General features: G+C 58.8%; 23 protein-coding genes. 22 read left to right on the top strand and 1 reads right to left on the bottom strand.

Annotated features, from left to right (window positions below; translation table 11 throughout):
* The first annotated feature begins 4 nt into the window (after positions 1-4).
* The 21 genes from RR51_RS18135 (at position 5) to RR51_RS18235 (ending at position 21,899) form a co-directional block, all read left to right on the top strand.
* The gene (locus RR51_RS18135; RefSeq protein ID WP_009682626.1) at positions 5-220 is read left to right on the top strand and encodes a hypothetical protein; all 216 of its coding nucleotides are present in this window, start codon (positions 5-7) and stop codon (positions 218-220) included.
* 34 nt (positions 221-254) lie between these two features.
* On the top strand, positions 255-464 hold the full coding sequence (locus tag RR51_RS18140; protein ID WP_009682625.1) for a hypothetical protein: 210 nt from the start codon (positions 255-257) through the stop codon (positions 462-464).
* A 101-nt stretch (positions 465-565) separates the two neighbouring features.
* Positions 566-1,162 carry an exonuclease gene (locus tag RR51_RS18145; RefSeq protein WP_039614310.1) on the top strand — a complete coding sequence of 199 codons (597 nt, stop codon included), beginning with the start codon at positions 566-568 and terminating at the stop codon, positions 1,160-1,162.
* Between the two features lie 89 nt (positions 1,163-1,251).
* Positions 1,252-1,503 carry a DUF3310 domain-containing protein gene (locus RR51_RS31990; RefSeq protein WP_052261077.1) on the top strand — a complete coding sequence of 84 codons (252 nt, stop codon included), beginning with the start codon at positions 1,252-1,254 and terminating at the stop codon, positions 1,501-1,503.
* Positions 1,504-1,566: 63 nt separating this feature from the next.
* Positions 1,567-3,033: a YecA family protein gene (locus RR51_RS18155; RefSeq protein ID WP_039614311.1), complete on the top strand. Its 1,467-nt coding sequence runs from the start codon at positions 1,567-1,569 to the stop codon at positions 3,031-3,033.
* A 434-nt stretch (positions 3,034-3,467) separates the two neighbouring features.
* Positions 3,468-3,662, top strand: a complete 195-nt coding sequence (locus RR51_RS29440) for a hypothetical protein (protein WP_010953250.1) — start codon at positions 3,468-3,470, stop codon at positions 3,660-3,662.
* A 227-nt stretch (positions 3,663-3,889) separates the two neighbouring features.
* Entirely contained in the window at positions 3,890-5,464 is a 1,575-nt protein-coding gene (locus RR51_RS18165; protein WP_010953251.1) for a portal protein, read from the top strand.
* 138 nt (positions 5,465-5,602) lie between these two features.
* Positions 5,603-6,382, top strand: a complete 780-nt coding sequence (locus RR51_RS18170; protein ID WP_039614313.1) for a capsid assembly protein — start codon at positions 5,603-5,605, stop codon at positions 6,380-6,382.
* A 27-nt stretch (positions 6,383-6,409) separates the two neighbouring features.
* Positions 6,410-6,868 carry a DUF1353 domain-containing protein gene (locus RR51_RS18175; protein ID WP_009682615.1) on the top strand — a complete coding sequence of 153 codons (459 nt, stop codon included), beginning with the start codon at positions 6,410-6,412 and terminating at the stop codon, positions 6,866-6,868.
* Complete coding sequence (locus RR51_RS18180; protein WP_009682614.1) at positions 6,865-7,074, top strand: hypothetical protein; 210 nt, start codon at positions 6,865-6,867, stop codon at positions 7,072-7,074. The genes RR51_RS18175 and RR51_RS18180 overlap by 4 nt, the downstream gene beginning before the upstream one ends.
* Before the next feature lie 160 nt (positions 7,075-7,234).
* Positions 7,235-8,203: a phage capsid protein gene (locus RR51_RS18185; protein ID WP_009682613.1), complete on the top strand. Its 969-nt coding sequence runs from the start codon at positions 7,235-7,237 to the stop codon at positions 8,201-8,203.
* A gap of 61 nt (positions 8,204-8,264) precedes the next feature.
* A complete protein-coding gene (locus tag RR51_RS18190; protein WP_039614314.1) occupies positions 8,265-8,852 on the top strand; it encodes a tail protein in 588 nt (195 codons plus the stop codon).
* A 3-nt stretch (positions 8,853-8,855) separates the two neighbouring features.
* Positions 8,856-11,201 (top strand): phage nozzle protein, encoded by a 2,346-nt coding sequence (locus RR51_RS18195; protein ID WP_039614315.1) that lies wholly within the window; start codon positions 8,856-8,858, stop codon positions 11,199-11,201.
* Positions 11,176-11,670 carry a hypothetical protein gene (locus RR51_RS18200; RefSeq protein WP_152619903.1) on the top strand — a complete coding sequence of 165 codons (495 nt, stop codon included), beginning with the start codon at positions 11,176-11,178 and terminating at the stop codon, positions 11,668-11,670. Before RR51_RS18195 ends, RR51_RS18200 begins: the two co-directional genes overlap by 26 nt.
* Positions 11,655-12,215 (top strand): virion core protein, T7 gp14 family, encoded by a 561-nt coding sequence (locus tag RR51_RS18205; protein WP_039614316.1) that lies wholly within the window; start codon positions 11,655-11,657, stop codon positions 12,213-12,215. Before RR51_RS18200 ends, RR51_RS18205 begins: the two co-directional genes overlap by 16 nt.
* A 9-nt stretch (positions 12,216-12,224) precedes the next feature.
* The gene (locus tag RR51_RS18210) at positions 12,225-14,414 is read left to right on the top strand and encodes a hypothetical protein (RefSeq protein WP_039614317.1); all 2,190 of its coding nucleotides are present in this window, start codon (positions 12,225-12,227) and stop codon (positions 14,412-14,414) included.
* Between the two features lie 12 nt (positions 14,415-14,426).
* Positions 14,427-19,136 (top strand): transglycosylase SLT domain-containing protein, encoded by a 4,710-nt coding sequence (locus RR51_RS18215; RefSeq protein WP_039614318.1) that lies wholly within the window; start codon positions 14,427-14,429, stop codon positions 19,134-19,136.
* Between the two features lie 62 nt (positions 19,137-19,198).
* The gene (locus RR51_RS18220) at positions 19,199-20,839 is read left to right on the top strand and encodes a phage tail fiber domain-containing protein (protein WP_039614319.1); all 1,641 of its coding nucleotides are present in this window, start codon (positions 19,199-19,201) and stop codon (positions 20,837-20,839) included.
* Positions 20,839-21,342, top strand: a complete 504-nt coding sequence (locus RR51_RS18225; RefSeq protein ID WP_039614320.1) for a DUF4376 domain-containing protein — start codon at positions 20,839-20,841, stop codon at positions 21,340-21,342. Before RR51_RS18220 ends, RR51_RS18225 begins: the two co-directional genes overlap by 1 nt.
* Positions 21,343-21,388: 46 nt before the next feature.
* Complete coding sequence (locus RR51_RS18230; RefSeq protein ID WP_039614321.1) at positions 21,389-21,625, top strand: hypothetical protein; 237 nt, start codon at positions 21,389-21,391, stop codon at positions 21,623-21,625.
* Positions 21,612-21,899: a hypothetical protein gene (locus tag RR51_RS18235; protein ID WP_039614322.1), complete on the top strand. Its 288-nt coding sequence runs from the start codon at positions 21,612-21,614 to the stop codon at positions 21,897-21,899. Before RR51_RS18230 ends, RR51_RS18235 begins: the two co-directional genes overlap by 14 nt.
* Positions 21,900-21,903: 4 nt before the next feature.
* On the opposite strand, the gene RR51_RS18240 is transcribed toward RR51_RS18235, so the two are convergent.
* Positions 21,904-22,935, bottom strand: a complete 1,032-nt coding sequence (locus RR51_RS18240; protein ID WP_039614323.1) for a hypothetical protein — start codon at positions 22,933-22,935, stop codon at positions 21,904-21,906.
* A 156-nt stretch (positions 22,936-23,091) separates the two neighbouring features.
* On the opposite strand from RR51_RS18240, the gene terL reads away from it, so the two are divergent.
* Positions 23,092-24,780, top strand: coding sequence for a phage terminase large subunit (gene terL, locus RR51_RS18245; RefSeq protein WP_039614324.1), 1,689 nt, complete (start codon positions 23,092-23,094; stop codon positions 24,778-24,780).
* Position 24,781 lies beyond the last annotated feature (1 nt).

Below are 24,781 nucleotides of genomic sequence, written 5' to 3' on the forward strand. Positions count from 1 at the left end.
GAAAATGACGAAAGACCCTGTTCTCCTGGAAGTCCTGTATGAAGCCTTCAAAAGCCCCTTCAAGATCCAATCGGACTTCGCCCGCTTCGAAGCCCAGGCAGTAGCCTCGCTGGCATCGCTGGGCTTGCTCAGCACCCTGGAAGGTCACGGCCAGTATGGTCGCAAGTGGCGTGTCACTGGCACCGGTCTTGACCTGCTACGGGAAAACGATTACCTGTGACCCCATCACTTCACTAAGTTAGAGAGGCACCCCCATGTTGACCCCCTGGACCATCACCATCGACGTGAACGGCACCAAGCACGCATTGGAGTACCCGGCACGTCCGCTCGATGCGGAACTGGGCGCTGACTTAGTGAAGCTCTTCGGCCAATACGGCTTCATCTTCCAAGAAGACCTGACAGAGATTCGCGAGTGCGCAGAGTTATCATCGACGCCGATGTCCTATCCGTCCAAGCAGCAGTAGTAAACCAGAAAGCCATCCGCTGGGGAGGCGATGAGGAGGGCGAACGAGCCCTATGGACCCTCCACGCATTTGAAGAGGATGGCGAAGCCACCTTCACTGGGATGGTGCAAAACTTGATCGACAAGACAGGGGCCGACGAGGCCCTTCTTGTTTTCTCGGACAAGGTGAACTGGCGCAAGGCCGTTCTCCCGACCTACAAGCACAACCGTAGCAAGACCGTCCAGCCGTTGCTCCGCTCCCACCTCACGGCCTGGGCTCAAGAAACCTTCCCGTCCATCTCGAAACCCACCCTGGAAGGCGATGACGTGTGCGGCATTCTCCTGACCCGAGCCCGAAAATTCGGTGAGGAAATCGTGGTCGCGTCCATCGACAAGGACTTTAAGACGGTCCCCGGCCACCACTACAACTTCAACACAGACACGTTCTTTGAAGTGACCGAGGAGGAGGCCGACTACTGGCACCTCTACCAGACGCTCATGGGCGACACCACGGACGGTTACTCAGGCTGCCCAGGCGTTGGGCCCGTGGCTGCCAAGCGGCTCCTGGACAAGTCCCCCACCTGGGGCACAGTAGTGGCTGCCTTTGACAAGGCCGGTCTGTGCGAAGAGGAGGCACTGGTGCAGGCCCGCGTGGCACGAATCCTCCGGGCATCAGACTACGATTTCAAGAATCAGCAGGTGAAGTTGTGGACACCATGAAAAGTTGTTTGGCCTGCGCTCGACTCGACTCCCAAGAACCTAGCGTATGTCGCGGTTGCGGCAAGGATTATGAGAACTGGAAACCAGTTATGATACAAAGCACCAACCCTCAGGCGCCTGAATCACAGCGTACTCAGATTGGCGGTACCCACTACCTGAAAACTATTCAACCGTTCGATATCATAAAATCTTGGAGGTTAGGTTTTTTTCGAGGTAACATAATAAAGTATGTGCTTCGTTGTCTTGACAAGAACGAAAAGGAAGACTTGCTTAAGGCGCGACATTACTTGGACCATTGCATCGAAAACTATGAGGACTTGCGCTCAGAGGGAATTTTGTAAGCGTTAAGCTCAAGCCCTACCTCTCGCTGATTCGCGCTATGCCTTATAAAAATGGACGTGAAAATGCTAAAGCCGATTGTCAAAGAAGATGGTGTTAATGACTCTGAGCGCGAACTGGGAGCTGTCTCTGAAAGCACGTTTCTTAGTCTTTGGAGCTTTCCCTGTGTTTACACAAGTGAGGGGCTGGCTAAGAAAGGGATAGGAGTGGAGCTTATCGATCTTGTGGTTTATTTCGATAATACGCTTATTCTGTTTTCTGACAAAAATATCGCTTTTCAAGAAGGAAATGACCTTGCCGTGGCGTGGCCCAGGTGGCACAAGAAAAGTGTCATAAAAAGTGCTGGGCAACTCCATGGTGCTGAAAAGGCCATTCGTGAGCGGCCAAAAGAAATTTTTCTGGACAAAAAGTGTACTCAACCTTTTCCGTATGACCTTTCCAGTCCTGAGCTTAAGATTCATCTGGTCGCAGTTACCTACAACTCTTCAGGGCCGGCTAAAAAGTATTTTGCCAGCTTAGGCGCTGGTGATAGTAGTTCTGGCTCTTTGATGAGCTCGTTTAGGCTTCCACTCGATAAAGTGCTGAAAAGTCCCTTTGTGGTCAATGATATTGATCCGTGCAAGACCTTCGTGCATGTGTTGGGTATTGAGAGTCTCAGGTTGTTACTGTCTGAGCTCATGACAATTAAAGACTTTGTCAGTTATCTGGAGTCGAAGGAGGAGGCAATACGAGAGCGTTCGTTGGCAATCGTCGCTGGTGAAGAAGACTTGCTAGGCCACTACTTGTTTGAAACTTCCGGTCAAGGTTACGGGAAGATCGAAATTCCCGTTTCTGGCGCTGATATGATTGTGCCGGAAGGGGAGTGGGCGTCTTTCAATGACTCGCTAGAAGGCCTGGCTCATCGGGCAAGAAAGGCTCAAAGCAGGCCTTGGAACGCTATTCTCCGGACTTTTTCGGATAGCGTAAGCGGTGCTCTTGTCGGTGAAGGCGCGCACTTACCTTTGTCAATGCACGAACAAGCTGTGCGGTCTCTTGCTTCTGAGAACTTGTTTGCAAGGGCTAGCCTTGCCAAGGCCTTGATGGATAAGTATGACAGTGTTCCGGTAAATATCCGTAGCTCGCGACTCGTTTACTCGCCGGGCAATGCAGACCGGCTTTACGTTTTCCTTATGTACCCAAGAAATACCGAGGACTACGCCGCCTACCGCGAGGAGCGATATGCCTGCATGCAGTTATATGCTCTTGTAGCAATGTACCAGCACCCCAAAGCTAAAGAAATTGTAGTGCTTGGGGCGGACTGCAAAGGAAGCGTGGGTTCATCTGAGACTATTATTGTCGTAGATGGATCTGTTCCTCTCACAGCGGAGGGACGCCGGGATGCAATCAAGGTAATGCGACACCACAATATCCTGAATGAAATGCTCACCCCAGTGCGTCAACCGCCGGCATTTTACACTGAGCAGAAGATTAGCCGTAATGAGCCGTGTCCGTGTAACTCAGGTAAGAAGTACAAGAAATGCTGTTTACGTTAAAAGCCCCGCCACCTTATCATAGCGTCTATTGGATGAAGACACGCTGACGGAGAAGAGTATGGCCGAAAATTCTGAAAATTCACGGACACCAAACACAACAGATGAGGGGGTCGAGGGGAGCTTCGAGGAGGGTTTTTTGCCGCAGAATCCCGACGAAGAATTTTATCTGCTCGTGCGAAAGGTTGAAGAATCCGTTGGCAAGCTTTCAGATGAAGAGCTAGAGATGCTCAGAGACCTCTTCGACGGTCCAGGGTTGGACGTAGGGGCCGCTATAGAGTTTGTGAAAGCTCAACGTACTCCACGACGGCCCCCATCGCCTGACCCTGTCAATCCACCTAAGAATGGTAGGGGAGGGCCGTCTGGCTCCAAGTATTAGTTTCAAAGCAGCGCCCCACGGGAAAATTCTCGTGGGGCCACATTAGGATTACTAAACCGTGAAAACGGAAAGATTCCCCAACGTTCCCCGTGAGCTGCTGGTGGAGCTGGAGAAGCGATTCCCCAACGTCCTGCCCGTAGACCCTCACATCACCATCAACGAAGTGAACATCCGTCAAGGACAGCAAGAAGTCATCCGACTCCTGCGAAGCCGCTTCGACATCCAAAACACTACTGTTCTGGAATCACAATAATGTGTTCGCACTCAAGCACACCTAAGACGACTGTAGCGGCCCCAACGCCTGCCCCAGCCGCACCCACGGTGCAGTCCGCGCCTGCGACAAGCAACACCGCAGAAAGCACCGACACCCAACAGGCTCAGTCCGCAGCGAATGGGCGCAAGTCCCTCCGCATCGACCTGACCCAAGCATCCACCGGGAGTAGCTCTTCGGGGCTGAACATCCCTCTATAACGAGACCCCATGGCGAAGACCGAGCAAGAACCCGAACGGGGCCTTGCCGCCAGTCTTTATGCCAAGCTCGCACCAGACCGCGAGACCTTCCTACAGAGGGCGCGGGACTGTTCCAAATACAGCATCCCCACCCTGATCCCGCCTGCCGGTCACGCAAGTGGCACGAAGTTCTACACCCCGTGGCAAGCGGTGGCCGCCCGAGGCGTTAACAACCTCGGAGCAAAATTGCTCATGGCCTTGCTCCCGCCGAACTCTCCCTTCTTCCGCCTGGAAATCGACGAGTTCACCGAAGAGAAGCTGACCAGCAATCCGCAGATGCACGCTGATGTTCAAGCGGGCCTGGCGAAGATTGAGCGCGCGGTGCAAACCGAGATTGAAACCACCGCCATCCGTGTGACTGGTTTTGAGTTGCTCAAGCATTTGATTGTTGGCGGCAACGGCCTTGTGTACCTGCCCCAGCAGGGCGGCATGAAGTTCTACCCCCTTGACCGCTACGTGGTCCGGCGTGACCCAATGGGCAACGTCCTGGACATCGTGGTCAAGGAGGAGGTCTCCCTGGCGGTACTGCCAGAAGAGGCCCGGTCATTAGTCGAGCCTGGCGATGACTCCGGCGACACCCCCCGAGACCATAACAAGAACGTCTCGATCTACACCCACATCACCCTCAAGGGTGAGACCTGGAACGTGTATCAGGAGGTCAAGGGCCAGATTGTTCCCGGCTCCCGAGGCACGTACCCGAAAGACAAGTGCGCCTGGCTCCCGATTCGATTCGTCAAGATCGACGGTGAGAACTATGGCCGCTCCTACGTGGAAGAGTACCTGGGCGATATCAAGTCCCTGGAAGGTCTCTCCCAGGCCATCGTGGAAGGCTCCGCAGCCTCCGCCAAAGTCCTGTTCCTGGTGAACCCCAACGGGGTCACTAGCTCCAGTGAACTGGCCGAAGCGCCGAATGGCGAATTTGTGGATGGCGTGGCATCTGATGTCCAGGCCCTCCAGCTTCAAAAGTCCGGTGACTTCCGTGTGGCACTGGAGACCATCAACACCATCACTGAGCGCCTTGAGTTCGCATTCATGCTGAACTCCGCGATTCAGCGGAATGGTGAGCGAGTTACAGCAGAAGAAATCCGGTATATGGCCGGGGAATTGGAAGCCGCCTTGGGCGGTGTCTACTCCATCCTCAGCCAAGAATTCCAGCTTCCGCTTGTCAACCGCATCATGTTCTCGATGCAGCGCCGCAAGAAGCTCCCCGAACTGCCCAAGGGCACCGTTAGCCCCACCATTGTGACGGGTATGGAGGCCCTTGGACGTGGCAATGACCTGACCAAACTGGACCAGTTCATCTCCACCATCATGCAGATTCCTGATGCCGCCTCCCGGATCAACTGGGGCAACTACATGACCCGCAGGGCCACCGCCCTCGGGATCGACACAGACGGCCTGGTGAAGACCGATCAAGAGGTCCAGCAGGAACAACAACAGCAACAGATGCAGCAGGCAATGCAGTCGGGCGTAGCCCCGGCAGTGCAGGCCGCTGGTCGCATGATGGAGAAAGGCCAACCCGATGGCAGCCAAGCGCAAACCTAAAGAGCCCGAAGAGGGCGCAGCCCCTGAGCCCCTTATCGAATACTTCGGTGAGGGCGCAGAGCAAGTTCAATTCAACATCAACCCCCAGGCCAAGCGATACCGAGTGTTCGCTAATGGCCGCGTTCTCGAAGACCTTTAATGGAAAGCATTGAAATCGTAACCCCGAACCCGTCTGCCCCCGAAGGGCATGATGAGGCAATGATTGCCGCAATCGACAAGGCCAATGCTGGCCCGGTAGGCGACAACATCACGACCCCTGCTGAAACCGTAGAGCGCCCCGAGGGCCTGCCCGAAGGCTTCGATTCCTGGGACCAACTGGCGAAAGCCTATGCCGACCTCAAGGCGCCTAACCCCGCAACTCCAGCAGCGACCGTAGAGCCCGAACCCTCTACGGCCACCCCGGATGAGGCGAGCCAGGCCCTTGAGTCGAAAGGCTTGGACCTGGCTGAGTTCTCCCAGGAGTTCGACCGAACGGGCGCACTGAGTTCTGAGAGCTATGAACGACTGGCTAAAGCGGGATACCCGCGTGGCGTGGTCGATCAATATGTAGCAGGCCAGCAGGCTCTGGCAGACCAGCACATCTCCGCAATCAAGGGCGAAGCTGGCGGTGCCGATGAGTACGCAAGCCTGGTCACATGGGCCAAGGCCAACCTGGCACCGGCCCAAATTGAAGCCTTCAACACCGCTGTGAATGGCAACCTGGAACAAGCGAAGCTGGCCGTTAATGGCCTCAACGCCCAGTACCGGGCCGCCATTGGCACCGAACCAAACCTCATTGGTGGCGGCAAAGCAGCCGCAGCCGATGTCTTCGAATCCACCTCCCAGGTGACTGAGGCGATGAGCGACAAGCGCTACCGCAGTGACCCGGCATACCGTGCCAAAGTCCAGGCCAAGCTCCTCCGTTCCAACGTCTTCTGACGCCTGGCCGCAATAAGAAAAACAACAATGAGCGGCTTCACCGACGAACACTTCTCCATCAAGTGGATGGAGGAAGTGGATGGCGTGGACTACTGGGCGTCTTCGTCCTTTCGCTACTGGATCGGTCCCATAGGGACTGGCCGGTATGTGGATGTCCCCGCTGGCTTCATCACTGATGGGGCCTCTGTACCCCGTCCGTTCTGGTCAATGATCCCCCCATGGGGCACCTACGGCCAGGCGGCAATCGTCCATGACTACCTGTGCGAGACCCTCACCGTGCAACTAGCCGGTGTGCCAATACGCATCACCCGAAAAGAGTGCGATGGAATCTTGCTCCAGGCCATGACCGACCTTGGAGTTCCCCTGTGGAAACGCTCCGTAATTTATGGGGCCGTGCGTGCTTACGCATTGGCCGCAAACGTGACCCAGCCATCCGGCCTGGTTCAACTCCCAACCCAAACCCAACAAAAGGAAACACCCCAATGAGCTTTTTGAAAACCGTAGCCGTAGACGCTGAGTCGTTCCTGGCAAAAGTCCTGGCGAACCTGGTCTCCGAAGTGGCCGCTGACGGCACCGTGACCAAGGCCGATGCAATCCAGGCAGTGGCATCTGCCGCTGTTTCGACCCTGGCTAGCGCCACCAGCGCTTCCAGCACTGCCGCTGTATCTGGTGCCGTTGTCGCTGACAACTGATCCACCCGGCCTGGCCCGTAGCCGTTAATACGGGCCGCCTCAGCACCTTGAGAAGCAACAGAAAAGTCCAGCCGCACTGCGCCCCTGCGCGGTGGCAACGCGGGCCACGGGATTCACCCCGGCTCGCTCCATCGACTTTTTCTCAAGGATTCACCCCTCAATGTCTGATGCAACTGTTTCCCGCCTGGGCCAAGCGAACCTGACCGGCGATGCCAAAGCGCTGTTCCTGAAAGTGTTCTCGGGCGAAGTCCTGACTGCCTTCCAGGAGTCGTGCGTCACCGCTGACAAGCACCTGGTCCGCACCATTACCAGCGGCAAGTCCGCCCAGTTCCCAATCCTGGGCAAAATCTCGGCCCAGTACCACACTCCGGGCGCTGAGATTGCTGGCCTGAGCGTGCCTGCGAACGAGCAAGTCATCACCATTGACGACCTGCTTATCTCGCACGCATTCATCGCTTCCATCGACGAAGCCATGAACCACTACGATGTCCGTGGTCCGTACTCGACTGAGATGGGCCGCGCCCTGTCGTACACCTACGACAAGCACATCCTGCAACTGGGCGTCCTGGCTGCCCGCGCATCGGCCCCGGTCTCGACCGAAGCTGGTGGCGGTTCGGTTACTGACTCCGCGCTGCTGACCGACACCACTGGCGAAGCCCTGGTAGCTGCACTGTTCGCAGCCGCGCAGAAGCTGGATGAGAAATTCATCCCGGCTGATGAGCGTTACGCCTACCTGACCCCAGCGGCGTACTACATGCTGGCTCAGAACACCAAACTGATGAACTCCCTGTGGGGCGGCCAAGGCAGCTATGCCAAGGGCGAACTGCCACAAGTGGCGGGCATCAACCTGGTGAAAGCTGTCCACGCTCCGTTCGGTTCCAACATCGCCACCGTTGCGAATGGCGGCACCGCGCTGACCGCAGGCACCAGCGACAAGTACGCTGTAGATGCCACCAGCACCGCAGCCCTGGTCATGCACAAGGCCGCAGTCGGCACCGTCAAGCTGATGGACCTGGCGATGGAGTCGGACTACGACATCCGCCGTCAAGGCACCCTCATGGTCGCCAAGTACGCCATGGGCCACGGCATCCTCCGCCCAGCAGCCGCTGTCGAGCTGAAAACCGCCTAACCACCAACCTAGCCTCACTCAAGGACTTCCTTGTGTGGGGCTTTTTTTTCGTGCCTAGAAAATGAAGACACTCGCCCAAACGACCGAGCTAGATGCCGTAAACATCATGCTCAATACCATTGGCGAGTCGCCAGTCAACTCCCTGGATGACGGCCTTCCCGTAGCGGATGCCGCCATCGCACGCTCAGTCCTCCGCGAAGTCACCATCGACGTGCAATCGCCTGGATGGCAGTTCAACACTGAGCGCAACTACAAGCTGACTCCGGCTCTCCTCACGAAGTACATCACCGTCCCCGGCAATTGCCTGGAGGTCACGCCAAGCGGGAAGAGCGCCACCCTGGACATCACACTCCGAGGGACGCGCATCTACGACCGCCAGAACCACACGTATGAGTTCGGCTCCTCGATCACCGTGGATATGGTCGTTCTCCTGGACTTCGCAGAACTTCCCCAATCGGTGCGGCACTACATCACCATCCGGGCCTCCCGCGTTTTCCAGCAGCGGAACGTGGGCTCTGAAGTCCTCAACGGGTTCACCGAGAAGGACGAAACGCGGGCCCTGGTCGCCATTCGCAAGTACGACTCGGAGACCGGGGGCTACAACGTGCTGACCGGCAACTACTCCGTCATGCGGGTACTTGACCGATAGCCTATGTCCTTAATCTCATCCTCCATCCCGAACTTCGTTAACGGCGTCTCACAGCAGCCATTTACCCTCCGCCTGGCCTCCCAACTGGATGCCCAGGAGAACGGCATCTCGACCGTCTCTGAGGGACTGATGAAGCGCCCCCCAACCACCCACCTGGCCCGAGTGACAGCCTCCCCATTGGAATCGGCATTCGTCCACACCATCAACCGCGATGCCAGCGAGCGCTACCAAGTGGCGATCACCAACGGCGGACTCCGTGTATTTGCCGTAGACGGCACTGAGCGCACGGTGTCTTTCCCGGATGGAACCAGCTACCTGGCCGCAAGCGACCCGGCAAGCGACTTCACCGCGATCACCGTGGCGGACTACACCTTCATCGTGAACAAGGCCATCACCGTGGCGAACCGTGCAGCCGTGAGTGCCACCCGTGGGCCCGAGGCACTCATCAGTGTCATCCAGGGTAACTACGGGCGCACCTACGGGGTCATCCTCAACGGCGTGACCGTGGCTACATACGCGACCCCAGATGGGTCCGATGCCACGAAAACCTCCCTGGCCTCCACGGACTACATCGCCACGGAGCTGGTGGCGGGCATCCAAAGCGCGGGCTTCACATGCGTGCGTGCGGGCTCCTGCCTGTACATCACCAGCACCGCGGACTTCACCATCGACTGTTACGATGGTTTCAACAACAACGCCATGAAGGCGTACAAGAAGGTAGTCCAGTCGTTCTCCACGCTGCCTTCCAACTGCACCCAGGCCGGTGGCTGCCTGTTCGAAATTACCGGCGACCCTGGCGATTCTTCGGACGACTACTACGTCTACTACGATGTCGGTGCTGATAGCACTGGCGTGTGGCGTGAGTGTGTCGGCCCTGGTGTGGCACTAGGCCTAGACGGCTCAACCATGCCGCACACGCTGGTCCGTAACGCGGACGGCACCTTCACCTTCCAGGCAGCCACCTGGACGGACAGAGTGGCAGGCGATGCGGACACCAACGAAGACCCGTCCTTTGTGGGCCGGACAATCAACGATGTTGTCTTCTACCGGAACCGCCTGGGATTCCTTGCCGATGAGGCCGTGATTTTCTCGGAATCGGGGAAATACTGGAACTTCTACCGCACCACTGTGACGGAGCTTCTGGACAGCGATCCTATCGACGTGTCCAGCACGTACACCAAAGTCGCGATCCTCAAGCACGCGGTGTCGTTCAACAAGCAACTCCTGCTGTTCTCTGATGAGGTCCAATTCCTGATCGACAACGGGGACACCCTCACGCCCAAAACCATCTCCATCAAGCCGTCCACGGAGTTCGTGTGCAACGCCTTGACCACTCCTCAATCCGTGGGCAAGAACGTGTACTTCGCCTCTGACAGGGAGAACTGGACGGCCATCCGGGAATACTTCACGGACACCAACGATGTCTCCAACGACTCCACGGACGTGGCTTCGCATGTTCCCCAGTACATCCCTTCGGGCGTGTTCAAGATTGCCTCATCCAGTTCTGAGGATATGTTGTGCGTCCTCACGACCGGGGACCGCCATTCCATCTACGTGTACAAGTTCTACTGGGACGGTGACACGAAGGTGCAAAGCTCCTGGAGCAAGTGGACCTTCCCGGACACCGATACCATCCTGAGCGCGGAGTTCCTGGACTCCGAAGTGTTCCTGGCGATCAACCGCGCCGATGGCTTGTACTTCGAAAAGCTCACTGTAGCCACGGACAGCCTGGGCACCAATGAGCCGTATCTGGTTCACCTGGACCGAAAGCAATACGTCACGAAAGACACCCTGAGTTACGCGGACGGCTACACCACCATCCCGCATTCGTGGGCTATGGATGACGGCACGTACATGGCCGTGACCGCCACCGGGCAGACCCTCAAGCCTGGAGTGGTCGCGGAAATTGTGTGGGATGGGACAACAGCGAAGGTGAAGGGTAATTACACCTCCTCGGACCTTATCGTCGGTCGGCGGTACGTGTTCAGCTTCCAGCTAAGCACCATCACCGTGAAGACCCAAAGCGCAGGCGGGGGCACCAAGAGCGACACCGAAGGCCGCCTCCAGCTTCGCAAGGCGTCCGTGAACTTCGCCAGCACCGGGTACTTCCAGGTGAAGGTGACGCCACGTTACCGGGACACTTACACCTACACCTACTCGGGCAAGGTACTGGGCACCCCAAGCGCCACATTAGGACAGGCAGAGCTTAGCACCGGCAAGTTCACGTTCCCCATCATGACGCAGAACACGGACGCCACTATCGTCATCGAGAACGACTCCCCGATGCCTTCGGCGTTCCTGAGCGCGGACTGGGAGGGCTTCTTTGTCAAACGCAGCCAGGCTGTCTGAGGTCGCGTGGGTACTTGAGACGACACCGGCACACTGCCATGAGCTGGCCGCCAACATGCGGGAGGAGGACCGGGACGAAATCTGGAAGTCCTCCCGCCTGCAACCCTTGGAAGCATTGCTCCTGGGGCAGATGGATTCCCTGCGCACTTGGACCTTCCTGGTTCATGGACGTGTGGTCGCCATCTTCGGTGTGGCCCCGCTGACAGAGATGGTCGGCGCTCCTTGGATGCTCGCTTCCCCGGAGCTTCCGCAAGCCCGCAAGACATTCCTGGCTCACTGCCGGGACTACATCAACCAAATGCACGAACTCCGCCCGGTCCTCATGAACCGGGCGTGGACGGGCAACCCTGTTCATCTCCTGTGGCTCCGCTGGCTGGGCTTTGAGTTCTGCGCCCCGGAACCCTTCGGCCCCGATAGCGAAGCCTTCCAGGAATTTCAGAAGGTCCAATTCCCATGTGTACCATCGTAGCAGCAGCGTGGGCCGCAACGGCCATCGCAGCGGCTGGCACCACCGCGTCCGTGGTCCAGCAGAACCAGCAAGCGAAATCGACCGCAGCCTATGAAGAGCAGCAGTCTGAGAACGACTTGAAGGCGTATCAGGACAACCAAGCGCAAACCGGGTATGCGAACGAGCAGGCCCGTGAGTCTGCATCCCAGCAGGAATACCAGAACAACCTCAAGGCCCGAGCGGCTATGTCCACCGCACGCGCCCAGGCGAGTGAAGCGGGCGTGGAGGGCAACTCAGTGGATGCGCTCCTGGCCGACCTCTCGGCTCAGCGTGACAACTACAACCAATCCGTAGAGCAGAACTACAGCACCACCGTAGCGAACAACAACACCCAGCTACAGAACAACTACTACGGCACCCAAAGCGCGCTCAACTCCCTCCGCTCCGTGGACTCCCCGAACTACCTGGAAGCGGCCAGCCGCCTTGGCTCCAGCGCTCTCGGGGCCTACAGCACCCAACTCCGGGCCAACTCCGGCTCAACCACCGTCACCCCTAATGGCTCATAAGGAGGCCCCATGCGTGGACAAGTGAACTATGACCCTGGCGTCCAGGGCATGGAGCAAGTAAACCCTATCGCCTTCCAGCCCGTCCGGGCCCAACTGGACGACTCCGCTGGGATGAAGGCCAACCAACTGGCCCAGGCGCTTGGCTCCTCAGCGATCCCCCAAGCGCTCCAACAGTTCGGCTCCGCTGAGGACCAGCAGGAGCGGCAGAAGGCCCAGGCCACAGCCGACTCCATGACCGTGGGCGAGCTGGGCCAGAAGATCAAAGACGGCTCTATCCTGGCCTCCCAGTCCCCGGCCTTCCAGGGCACGCTCCAGCACATCTACGGTGAGAACCTGATGCAAGGCATGGAGCGGGACACCATGTCGAAAATCCAGACTGGCGAACTCCAGTTCACCGACCCGCAGCAGGTGGACGAATACCTCACGAAGAGCCGCAAAGAGGCACTTGAGGGACAGAACCAGTTTGCCGTGGCGGGCTTCGACAAGGGCTATAACGCCTTCCGCATGAACGTGTTCGACACGAACGCACGGACGATGAACGCCAAGGCCATCACCGAGGGCATCCAGCAGTCCAGCGACAACCTCATGAACGTGGTGGGGGATGTCACCGGGAGCCAGTTCAACGGCACCACGGACCAGGCCGCCCAGGCCATCGTCAGCCGTTTCAACCTGCTGTCGTCCACCTCGCTACTCCGGGACGATGCCCGCAAGACCACCTTGAACAACACGCTTGTCCAGATCGCGCAGACCGGGAACAAGTCCCTGGTGGACGCGCTCCTGGCTCAGAAGCTGTCATCCGGTGCCACTGTGGCGTCCACACTGGGCGGCACCACCGCTGCCGAAGTGAGCCTCCACGCGCAGAGCATGGATGACCAGAACCAGCGCAAGCGTGTGGATGATGAGATTCGCCCGTTCCTGACCCAAGCGGATGCCGGTGAACTGGACCAGAAGGGCTTCAATGACTGGGCGCAGAAGAACGAACGGTGGGTCACAGCCAGCACCTGGAACGCTGTCATCAACCATAGCCAGTCCCAGTTGAATCAGCGGCAGAACAACATCAACCGCTTCCAGCTTCTGTCCACCGCCCAGCAGTCCATGGCGAATGCCCAGCAATCCACGCGGGTAGCCATCGACCAAGGCAACCTGGCGTACCTCCAGCCCCAGCAGGTGATGAGCCCCGAAGGCAAGATGAAGGCTTTCGAGACTGAGCAGTACGCCCAGCAGTACATGGCAAACCGTGTCCAGCAGGAGCAGATGCCGTTCGACAAGCAGGTGCAGTTCTACTCCACGAACAAGGTGGATAACCCGCAGTGGAAGAGCATTCTCCAGTCGGGTCTCACCAACCTGGCGTCCCTCGGCTGGACCCCGGACGGGAAGCAGCAGGGCCAGCTTAACCAGCAGGGCCAGGGCGCAATCGACACCTTCAACCACATCAACGCGGTGAACCCCGCATACGCCCAGCAGCTTGCCGGTGGCGCATACCAGAAGCTCTCCGACATCCAGTTCCTGATGGAGAAGGGCGGATTCCCTGATGCCAACGCAGCGGCCTCCCTGGTCTATCAGGGCGGCAACTCCGGAGTCACCGAGGCCGATATGGGGGCCATGAAGGCCAACGTAGCGAGCGCTGTGAATGACGTGGTGAACCCCGGCTTCCTATCTCGCTCCGTCCACTGGGCTGAGGGGCTTTGGGGCAATGACCAGACGAACCTCACGGCAGTCCAGGCGGACATCCGGCGAAGGTCGGAACTCCTCCTCAAGTCCGGCCAGGTGCCCGATGCGGCCAGCGCAGTGAAGGCCACCGTGCAGTACCTGCAAGACCCGAATGTCTCCACGAACATCAACAACACCCTGTACCTGAATAAAGACCTGCCTCAAGTCCCCAAGGGAGAAGACCGGGGGAAGTGGGTAGAGCGCTTCATTGACGAGGTGCCAGGGAAGATCGCGGATGACCAAGACATCGGCAAGGGGAACATCCGCATGGAGCCCAATGACCGAGGCGGTTACACCATGTGGACCGGGGGAGTGCCCCTCACAGACGTGAATCACCAAGTCCTCAACTACTCCCGCCAACAGGTGGAGAAGTGGATCGGCAACACCTATGCCGCAGACCTGAAGGCCAAGACAGCCGCAGCTAATGCAGAACATGCCGCCGAAGTGCAGCGTGCTCTGAATCCTATTGACCCGCAGTACCTCCAATAACAAAGGTAACTAATGACTCAAATTTCTCTGGAAGATGCCCGGAAAATCACTGATTCGACCGAGCAACAATATGGCCTCCCTCAAGGGACGCTGTTCAAAATGAGCGGTGAGGAATCATCGTTCAACCTCGATGCCGAAAGCGGCAAGGGCGCCGAAGGTCCGTTCCAACTGATGCCCGCCACTCAAAAGGCATACGGCGTCACTGACCCCCAGGACTACACCCAGGCCGCTGATGCCGCTGGGCGCTACATGCGGGACAGCCTGGCTAAGTACAACGGCAACATGGATATGGCCCTGGCCGACTACAACGGCGGTCCTCGGGCTGCCAAGGCGCTGGCCGCAGGGAGTCCCTGGCCGGAAACACGGGACTACCTGAGCAAGTTCAACGGCACCACCCCCGCAGCAGGGCAGTCCCCCTCGGGAAAGCCTGACCCCCTGTCCTCCGCTTTCACCTCCGGCGATTCGGTCAACCCGGATCAGAGCGCTTCCGCCTCGGACCTGGTGCAGATGCAGGCCCAGCAGCGGGCAGAGAACGGGGGGCTCATCAACAACGTAGAAAATATCCCCCAAGCTCTGGCCCTGGGCTTCGCCTCGGACAACTCCGTGGTGAACTGGTGGCGGGACAGGGGCACCCAATCGACGGACTGGAATTTCTCCTGGGACAACGACAAGGCTGGCAAGTACCTGGAGGGCATTCCCGAGAAGAACTGGGACTACATCCTCCAGGCCACAAGTGACTCCGATGCTGACTTCCGGCGCTCCCGTATGCAGCAGTCCATGCAGGATGAGCAGAAGCTGTCTGAAATGGGAATCGCAGGCTTCGGGGGCCGTTTAGTCGGCGGGCTGGTGGATTTGCCCACGCTCATCGGATTTGTCCCCGGTATGGGCGGCGAAGGCTTACTCACGGCTGGCTCACGGATTGCCAACGCAGTCCGCATGGGCGTGGTCGGGGCTGGGACCAACGTGGGCTATGACGCGCTGATGAACCGATACAACCCGCTCCGCACGGATGACGACTTGTACATCTCCGCTGCGATGGGCCTGGGCCTCGGGGCCATTGGCGGTAGCCTCGCTCACGTAGAGGGGCCGCTGGCTGAGGAAAACGCCCGCCTGGCCCAGTGGGGCCGCCAGGAGTCCGGCAAGGCGCAAATCAAGGAACTTACCGATTCGGGCCTCATGCGCCCCGGTGAAGGCGCGCTGAGCCAGCCTGAGTTTCTCCGCAGGTTCGGCCAGGACGTGGACACGAAGAACACCCCTGGCAACGCCATTATCTGGCGGACTGAGGACGGAGGTTCCGCCCGCATCCATTCGCCGGGGGAGGAACCCAAGACCGTGGACTTGCCGCCCGAGGAACCACGGGCACCAGAGGAACCACCGGCAGCGGGTGAACCACGGGATGAGCCGCAGGAACCATCAGTGGGTACACCTGGGCGCAAGCAGCCTTGGAGCGAAGAGTGGGACACCCCCCGCTACGAAGCCAGTGGCGGCCGGGATGACAACCTGATCCTCCCCAGTGGCGTCAACCGCGTGAGCCAGTTGGCCGATTACGTCCGGTCGTACTCAAAGAACCCCGAGACGGTCAAAGTGCTGAACCGTGTCCTCAAGGCTGTGGACCTCCGCAAGATGAACTTCAAGGTCATCGAAAAGGGCCAGAAGTTTGGCAATGCGGCGATGGACGCGGTGATTAAAACTGCTAAGGGCGCGGTTCTCACCCCGCACCAGTCCACCGGGGATGGCATTCAAATGTTCCTCCGGGGCCATTCCTACATGAGCCCCACCGGGCGTCTATCGGACCTGTCCGGCCTGAATGAAGAAACCTTCGTACATGAGCTGGTCCACGCAGCCACCGTGTACAAGATGCACGCCACCAGCGACCGCCTGATGTCCACGGACCCGCAGATCAGCAAGGCCACTACGGACCTCAGCACGCTGCACGGCTCGATGCTCAAGGCTGCGCAGAGTGAGTTCGGGGAACACTGGAAGAGCGCTCTGGAGGGTCGCCTGGGGATTAACCTGGACAACCCCAAGGAGATGATCGCCTACGGACTGACTAATGCCCGGTTCCAGCAGTGGCTCAAGGGGAAGGCCCTTCCAGGCAAGCCCGATGCTTCCTTGTGGGACCGCTTTGTCGGCGGCCTTCGAAAGTTGCTAGGAATCGGCAAAAACGAACACAACGCCCTGTCCCGCCTGGTGGAGCTGGCGAACCCACTTACCCGCCCAGGAGGCGTGTCCAGGACGGTGCGCAGTCCCGCATTGGAAGGCAGCGTGGATGCTCAGGCCGCTAGGGCCGCGCACATCCCCGAAGTGTTCGGCTGGGGCCTCGGCCTGGAAAACAAGCTTGGCAAAGCTGACTCTCCAACCGCAGTCCGTGCGCTGGCCGCCAAGCTCTTCGGCACGTCCATTGGCTACAAGGACCATTCCGTGGTCGGGCCCAATGCCTGGGACGACACCACAAAGTGGGCAGAGGGCTGGGCCACGCAGATGAAGAAAACCGCGCTCCCGCAGTTCCAGAAGTGGTTCCAGGCCAACGGCTTCAAGTGGCACCAGAAGGCTGAGGCATTTGACCACTTCGGTAGCCTGGTGTCGGACTTCATCCGGGGCCGGGATGCTGGCTTCCCTGATGAGGTAGTGCGTGCTGGTGAGGCCATCCGCAAGACCCTGGACCATGTGGCGGACTACATCAACAACCCGCTCAAGGATGAGGGGCGGATCAAGCTGGGCCTGACTGAAACGGAAATCCGTGACTTCGACACGGGCGCTACCTCCGTGGTCGGCACCCTGGAAAAGAACCCGAACTACCTCCCGCGAAAGCATGACGTGAACAAGTGGAACTCCATGGTCAACACCTGGGGCCACGAAGCTGTCACCGGCTGGTGGGCTAGGGCGTATCAGGGAGCCCGTGAGGGCATCTCGGATGAGGCCGCCAACCGCTGGGCGAAGTGGTACGTTCGGACTGTCGAAGAGGCCCATGCGAACCGCACGCAGGACGCGATGGGTTCCATGATGATGGGCACTGACCGGGAAGCCTTGAAGCACTCACTGATGCTCAATGGCGGTTACTCCGAAGAGGAGGCCGTCCGGGTCATGGACGATATGCTGCCCACGAAGGGGAATGATGCGGGGCGCACTGCCTCAAGCCTCAAGAACCGGAACTCCGTGAACGAGCTGCACACCGAGACCTGGGCAGGTGCCGATGGGACGAAGAGCGCTGTTTCCCTCAACGACTTCATCCATACCAACGCCTTCGAAGTAGTGGAACCGTACCTGCGCCGTATGGCAGGGAGCGTGGCCCTTGCAAAGCACCTGGACGTGTACAAGGGGCAGGACATCGAAAAGGCCATCATGGCCGCCACGGAGAACAAGTTTGGGGAAGGGATGCGCCCAGGCGCGAACGTGGCCGGTATGCGAAAGGACTTGAAGTTCGCCTTCGATCGCATCCAGGGCCTTCCGATGGAGGAGTTCTCCACGCTCAACAAGAGCCTGGAAATGTGGCGTAACTTCAACGTCATCCGCCTCATGGGCGGGGCGGTATGGAACCAAGTCTCCGAGCTGTCGCAGATCACTGGGTCCATGGGATGGAAGGCCACGCTCCAGGCCGTGCCCACTCTCCGAGCATTGCGCCGTGACATCGCCACCGGCAAAGCCCCTGATGACCTCCTGGACCACCTGGAGAACACAATCGGAGGTGCCGGGGCTGACTACGTGGCCCGCCTGAATTTCAGCGCCAAGGACGATTGGGTTCGCCATAACGGTGACACTGCGTTCAACCGCAAGCTGGATGCCGTGGACAACGGGCTACGCAAGGTCGCCAAAGGCGTCCTGGACTACACCGGCATGACACCGCTTATGATCCAGCAGAAGCGCATCCACGCTATCGCCCTGGTGAATCACTGGGTCAATCACGCCAATGGTGCGGCGTCCAAGCTCCTCACCGATGACCGACTGGCCTGGATGGGGATGAGCAGAGAGCAAGCGAATGGCGTTCTGGCGGACCTCAAGAAGTACAGCACTCCCCGGAATGGTGCCTTCGGGCCTTCCCATAAGCTGGACTTCGGGGCCTGGGTTAAGGACTCCCCTGAGAACTACTCCAGGTTCATGACTGCGATGCACCGTGAGTCTCGCCGTGTCATCCAGGAGAACGACCTTAGCTCCATGATTCCACTCATGGGGACCACACTAGGAAAAGCCATGTTCCAGTTCATGGCCTTCACCATGCACGGCTGGAACAAGTCCATGCTCTTCGCCGCGAACCACCGGGACTGGGCCACGTTGTCCACTGTCCTGCACGGGGGATTCCTGGCGAGCCTGACCTACATGGGCCGAACCATGCTGGATTCCATGGGGATGAATGAGGAGAACCGCCAGAAGTTCCTGGACCAGCGTATGGCCCCCGGCCAGATCGTGGCCAACAGCTTCGGCAAAATTTCCCAGGCTTCTCTTCTGCCAAACCTCTATGACACGGTGTCTCCGTACCCGCTGTTCTCGGGGATGCGGACCACCAGCGACCTGTCCAGCTTTGTCTCCAACCCAACCTATCAGGCCATCAACGGCCTCATCTCCATGAAGAAGCTCGTCAAGAACGGGCTCTCTGATGACTCCCAAACGTCCGCTACGGACATCAAGAACTGGGCTCGCCTCCTGCCGCTGAACAACGTAGCGCCCGTTAGCACCATGTTGAACATGATCGCCAACGACTACCCAACCGGCTCGAAGCAGCACTGACATAACCACCTCAACGGGAACCCCGGCTTCGGCTGGGGTTTTCTTTTTTTGGAACCCTCTATTTGGCTTACACACCCTACAGCTACGTCCAGTTGAAAGCGGACGGAGCAACCACAAACTTTCCCTTCAACTTCCCCTACCTGGACACCGCGCATATCCAGGTGTCCGTGGACACAGTGGTCACGGACTTCACCTGGGTAGATTCGTACACTATCAAGATCGCCTCCGCGCCTGTCGCTGGTGGCGTGGTCGAGATTCGCCGGATCACTCCCAAGGATTCCGCCATTGTTTCTTTCCAGGATGGCTCCACGCTCCTGGAAGCCGACCTGGACCTGGTGGTCACGTACAACCTGTACTGCGCCCAGGAGGCGTATGACGGCACCCAGGCCAGCATCCACCTGACCGCTGATGGCGTATGGGATGGGCAAGGCGTCCGCGCCACTGACTTCGCAGACCCTGTAGATGCGCAAGACCTGATGACGCTCAATTACATGAACGTCAACTTCAAGAACACCATGCTTGCGATTGAGCAGGACTCCATCGACAAGACCACTGCTATCCGTACAGCCGCCAACAGTGACCTAGAGGCGATTCACACGACTGCTGTGAACGACCTCAACACCATCACTCAGGCCGCAGAAGCCGCAACCTCAGCTTCCCAAACGGCTGCTAAAACGAGCGAAACCAATGCCGCGAACTCGGCAGCCGCAGCTTCGGCATCGGAGACAGCCAGTGCCGCCTCTCAGGCCGCTGCGAAAACCAGCGAGACCAACGCTGCAGCTTCTGAGCAGCAGGCGGCCGGGTACGCTGCGAGTTTGAATCTGCCAGTCGCCTCCGGTGAAGCGCTCCAAGCTCTTCGGCAGAACTCGACGGAAACAGGGCTGGAATACTTTCCGTCCCACCTGGCGCATGGTCTGGGGGCTGTGGTGGACTTCCGAAGCACCGCCATGGCGGCTGCAACCCCAGCGGACTTGTACGGCACAGGCACCCAGGTGGGGTTCATCTCCGGGGGGCCAGCAGGGTTAGCTATCCCAGGTCTAGGCGACCCTACCTACGGCGTCCTAGTGAGTCATGCGCAGTGGAAGGACTCATCGGCGCTGACCGCCATCTGCCAGGAGTTCTCCTCGGGCACTGAGCGCTTCTTCCGTTACGCCACGGCAGCAACTACCTGGTCCGGCTGGCTCACGGTGTACAACAGCGCACACTTCGCGATATCTGACTACCTCAAGGCAGGCTCGACGCACGACACAACGGGGATGCGCTTCGCATCAGGCAACCCGCCCGCCATCGCCAACATCACCTCCACTGGTGCCGCCAATGCTCTCACCATCGGTAACGGCTCCAATGACTATGCCTCCGCCGTCATTGCATTCATTCGGGAGGGGCAGTACGCCTGCTACCTGGGCATAGACACGGACAACGTGTTCAAGGTCGGTGGCTGGTCCATGGGGGACGTGTCCTACCCAATCATCCACGCCGGCAACTTAGGGGCGTACACCGGCCAGCTCGCAGTGGGCGCGGTCGGCACCTACGCCTTCATGTGGGCGAACGGCAACTACGCCCCAGGCACGCTCCTGGCGGGCTCTGCCATCTACTACGGCTCCTACAACTACCAATCTTCCGTCACGGCATCCGGCACCTGGATGGTGTGTGGATACCTTTCCTCCGGCTACAAGGCCACCGTTATGTTGCGAGTAGCGTAATGACTGATACCAGCACCACCAGCACCACTCCAGCGGTGTACACCACGGCTTCGGGCCCGGCCTATGCCAACGCTGACAAAACCGCCGTGACCCTCACTGTCACCTTCACGGGGATTGGTGAGGCCCCATTCACGGCCAGCCAGGATGACACTCACGATTACGGGCGCGAGCTATTCACCCGCGCAGTAGCAGGGGACTTCGGGACCGTAGGGGACTTTGCGGTCTCCAGCTCCACCACACGGATGGAGTTCGTTTTGAGCCGCGCCGATGCCGTTGCAGCAATCACAGTAACCACCACCGCAGGTAATACCTTCAACGGCGATGAGGCCAGCCAGAACCGCATGGCTCGCTCCATTGTTGCCTTGGGCGACACCGACACCATCACTTGGGTACTTGCGGACAACAGCACCATCCAGGCCACCAAGGCCGAACTCCAGGAGGCGCTCAGGCTCTCCGGGGAAGCCCAAACGGCCCTATGGGTCCAGACCACCACAACCTCTTAATTGATTCGCCCTCGGGAGACCGGGGGCCACCACTTGGAAAACAACAATGAGCGAAACAATCGACCGCCGCGTGACCCGTCTTGAGGTTCGCGTGGAGGCGCAAGAAAAAGAACTGGGCGTGGTCCAGAAGATGACCGAAGCCTTGAATGAGGCCCTGAGCAACATCCAGGACAACCTCACTCAAATCAAATGGCTCGCCTTGGGCGTAGCTATCACCATGGCCGTGAACTACCTCGGCTTCCCCAAAGCACTCGAAATGGTAGTCCACCATGTCCTCGGATAGAGCAACCGAAAAGGAACTTGCAGTAGTCCACAACGAGTTCGCCGTGTGGTGCCTCGAAATCATGCGGGGTGTCCCAGTGACCATCGACGGCGAAGGTGTGATGGAGGACGGGAAGTTGGTGCGCTCGCCACCGGCACCGGCCTACCTCAACGTCATCCGACAGTTCCTGAAAGACAACAAGATTGAGTCCCTGGCCCCCAAGGGCAGCACCATGGGCGACCTTAGCGACCTGCCTGTGTTCGATGACGACAATGTGGTAGGTATCCGGCGGTAACGGCCTACCTGATGTTCGGCTCGTACTCATCGTTGTAGTGAGCGTATTCAGAGCACCTATCGCAGTACGAACCGTTCTCCGCTTCGTAGCTTTCGAGTGTCCGGTGACACCCCCCGCATCGTGGAGGCTGGTAGTTATAGCCGCACATGTGACAGTGACCCTCGGTCATATCGAATGTTGGTGCCCCACAGCCACCGCAATCCGTGATTACCTCCTCATCGCCGAATGGGTCTTCTTTCGCGTAGCGCAGCTCCTCCGCAAGCGCCTCAACGAACGAATCAGTTTGGTTGCATACGAGGCAGTTGAAGCGAAACTCTGCGTAGTCGAAGGGCATCCCTACCTGGACATCCTCACGGTTTGGCTCTAGCAGGGGCGACCCGCAGGCACGGCAAACACACGTCTTGAATATTTCTAGGGTGTGCGCCATGACTCCTAGCTCTGTCCACCGGCCTTGAATTTCATCAAGGTTACGAGCGAAGAACTGGTGATTCCTGAGCATCACTTCCCAGGTCTCGCCCAGCAAGGCTGCCGGATTCTCAGACAGTTCGTGTGTGATGAAGTCGCGCAGGAGCGGAAACAGGTCGAGCAGGAACTTGTTGATCTCTTCCAGGGGGTGCTTTGGATGAAGGTGTTCTAGGTCATTTCGGCATTTTTGCAGGGTGCTGACAGCGCCCCAGTCCGTGCGGATGCCTAGCCCTTCGAAATGAGCTTCGATGTCCGCAACGTCGATTGTTTTGTTTCTCTCAAGCTCAGGGCGCCATTCGATTGCCCCCGCTTCGGTTCGGCAGGGTTTGAATTTTCTGGCCTTGTAGATGAGGCTGGCAGCGTGTTCGGGGGAGTCCGCAAGCGTTGCAATCTTGTATTTGAAAAGCAGTAGTACCCCAGCGAAGAGGTTACGAGCAGATGAGACGGCTCTGAGCGGGTTGCCCTCATTTCCCTGCGTGAGCTGGTAGTCCTCAATCCCTAGCTGGATCGACGTTACAGCGTTCTCCAGAACCTTCGCCTTATCCAGCGTGCGTGCGCCCTTATCCGACATCGAACTCTTCTCCCTGAGCGCCGCTCGGCGCAATAGGGGAGGCACAATACCCTAATCCCATAACAACAAAAACAGGTGCCCCCAGGCGCGTCCTGGGCGGCCCTGCGGCTGTGCCTTGGCTCGCTACTGCGCGGGCCCAAGGAGTCCCTTTGCCGTATGGCTGACCGCGTTAAAGTTCACCCCGCCCAGGAAGACTTTCGAAAGTTTATCTACCTGGTATGGAAACACCTCAACCTCCCCGAACCCACCCCCGTCCAATACGACATCGCCCGATACCTGCAACACGGTCCCCGGCGATGCGTCATTGAAGCCTTCCGAGGAGTGGGCAAGTCATGGGTCACAGCCGCATTCGTGTGCTGGCTCCTGTGGCGAAATCCCCAACTCCGCATCTTGGTAGTGTCCGCCTCCAGCGCGCGCGCCGATGCGTTCTCCACCTTCGTCAAACGCCTCATCCACGAAATGCCGTTGCTCCAGCACCTCAAGCCGGGGCCGGATCAGATCGACAAGATGGTGGCGTTTGAGGTTGCCCCCGCTCTTCCTGACCAGTCCCCTTCGGTTAAGTCCGTGGGCATCATGGGCCAGATCACTGGTTCCCGTGCTGACATCATCATTGCGGACGACATCGAAATCCCGAACAACTCTGCCACGCAGATGATGCGGGACAAGCTGTCCGAGGCCGTGAAGGAATTCGATGCGATCCTCAAGCCGCTCCAGTCGGCACGCATCATCTACCTGGGCACACCTCAGTGTGAGATGTCCTTGTACAACCGGCTCCCCGAACGCGGCTATGAAATCCGTGTGTGGCCCGCGCTGTACCCGACACTCCAGAAGGTGCCGCACTACAAGGGCAGCCTGGCCCCATTCATCACGCAAGCGATGGAAGCTGACCCAACACTTTCAGGCAAGCCCACGGACCCGCGAAGGTTCGATGAGAAAGACCTGATGGAGCGTATGGCCTCGTATGGCCGCGCTGGCTTCGCCCTCCAGTTCATGCTGGACACCAGCCTCAGTGACGGTGACAAGTTCCCGCTCAAGGTCCAAGACCTGATGGTGATGAACCTCAACCCGATCATGGCTCACGTCAAGTTGGCCTGGGCTGCATCGCCTGAACTCTGCATCAACGATATGCCCACCGTTGCGCTCACCGGGGACCGCTTCTACCGGCCTATGTGGCACGCCAGCGAGATGAGCGAGTACACCGGATGCGTTATGGCTATTGACCCCTCGGGCCGTGGTCAAGACGAAACCGGCTATGCCGTGGTGAAAGTCCTCATGGGCAACTTGTTTTTGGTGGCCGCTGGGGGCCTCCGTGGGGGCTACTCGGATGAAACACTGGAGACGCTCGCCAAGATCGCCAAGGCGCACCAAGCAAACCACATCATCATCGAAGCCAACTTCGGTGACGGCATGTACACCAAGCTCTTCCAGCCCATCCTGCAGAAGCATCACCGCTGCCTGGTCGAAGAGGTGAAGCACTCGCAGCAGAAAGAGCAGCGCATCATCGATACCCTGGAGCCCGTCCTCACGCAGCACCGTCTCATCGTGGACCAGAAGCTGATTGAACGGGACTTTGAGTCGGCGCAGGCAGACATCAAGTACAGCTTGTTCTACCAGCTCACGCGCCTCACACGCGACCGTGGGGCCCTGTCACATGATGACCGGCTCGATGCCCTGGCGATGGCCGTGGCGTACTGGGTAGACCACATGGCTCGGGACAACGACAAGGCTGTCCAGGAGATGCGGACCAAGAACATGGACGCTGAATTGAAGAAGTTCATGGGCCACGTACTGGGCCGACCTCAGCGCAACAAAGGCTGGATGGGAGGCAACGCAGGGGCCCGGTAAG

The sequence above is a fragment of the Pseudomonas sp. C5pp genome (genome assembly GCF_000814065.1).
In the GTDB taxonomy this organism is placed as follows: Bacteria; Pseudomonadota; Gammaproteobacteria; order Pseudomonadales; family Pseudomonadaceae; genus Aquipseudomonas; species Aquipseudomonas asiatica.